1 protein-coding gene is annotated in these 1,068 nt (G+C 62.3%); it reads left to right on the top strand.

Going from position 1 to position 1,068, the window contains the following annotated elements; translation table 11 throughout:
- Nucleotides 1–107: 107 nt before the first annotated feature.
- Nucleotides 108–1,068: IS481 family transposase (locus ACOVRJ_RS16685; protein ID WP_422044962.1), on the top strand; the 961-nt coding region annotated here is incomplete at its 3' end.

Below are 1,068 nucleotides of genomic sequence, written 5' to 3'. Positions count from 1 at the left end.
TGTCGGGTCCCGGATGATTGGCTCCTGCACAATAGGCGCGCTCTGCTCTTCGGACGCGACGTCCTGAAGACAGTCATGGCAGCATTTGTTTCCGGGAGCCAGGCCGCATGATGATCGCACTGCACAAGAACGCCACGACCACGCCCGCGGTGCGGGCGCAGATCCAACAGTCTTCGGCCAGCGAGTACGAGTTGGCTGAGCAGTACGGCATCAGCCGCACCACCGTTCAGCGCTGGAAGCATCGGGACACTGTGGAGGACCGCAGCCACACCCCGCACAAATTGCAGACCACGCTGAACGCAGGCCAGGAAGAGTTGGTCGTCTACCTGCGCAAGCAACTGCGTCTGCCTCTGGACGACTTGCTGGCGGTGGTGCGCGAATTCGTCCACCCGACGATGGGTCGGTCTTCCCTGCACCGCCTGCTGGTGCGCCGAGGTGTGGACAAGTTGCCCAAACCGTCGCCCGAGTCTTCTCCTGCCAAGCCCTTCAAGGCCTACGAGCCGGGATACGTCCACATCGACGTGAAGTACCTGCCCCAGATGGCCGACGAGGCGTCGCGCGGCTACGTGTTCGTGGCCATCGACCGCGCCACGCGCTGGGTGTACATCTCGATCAAGCGGCGCAAGACGGCGGCGGCTGCGCGCAGCTTCCTCAACGAGGTGGCCAAGGCTGCGCCGTTTGTGATCAGCACCATCCTGACCGACAACGGCAAGGAGTTCACAGACAGGTTGTTCGGCAGCCGCGCCAAGGACGCCTCTGGCGAACACGAGTTCGACCTCCTGTGTGACAGCCTGGGCATTGAGCACCGACTCACCAGGCCGCGCACGCCGCAGACCAACGGCATGGTCGAGCGGTTCAACGGCAGGCTGGAGCAGGTGCTGCAGACGCATCGCTTCAACAGCGCCGAGGACCTGAGCAAGACTCTGCATCGCTACGTGTGGCTGTACAACCAACATCTGCCGCAGAAGGCTCTCAACCACCAAACACCCCTGATGGCGATGAAAAAGTGGCAGGAATCACACCCTCACCTGTTCACCAAAAGAGTCATCAATCATCCGGGACCCGACA

This window comes from Roseateles sp. (assembly GCF_049240545.1).
Classification (GTDB): domain Bacteria; phylum Pseudomonadota; class Gammaproteobacteria; order Burkholderiales; family Burkholderiaceae_C; genus Paucibacter_A.
Note: the sequence above shows the minus strand (reverse complement) of the source record. Positions and strands in the feature narration are given on the sequence as shown.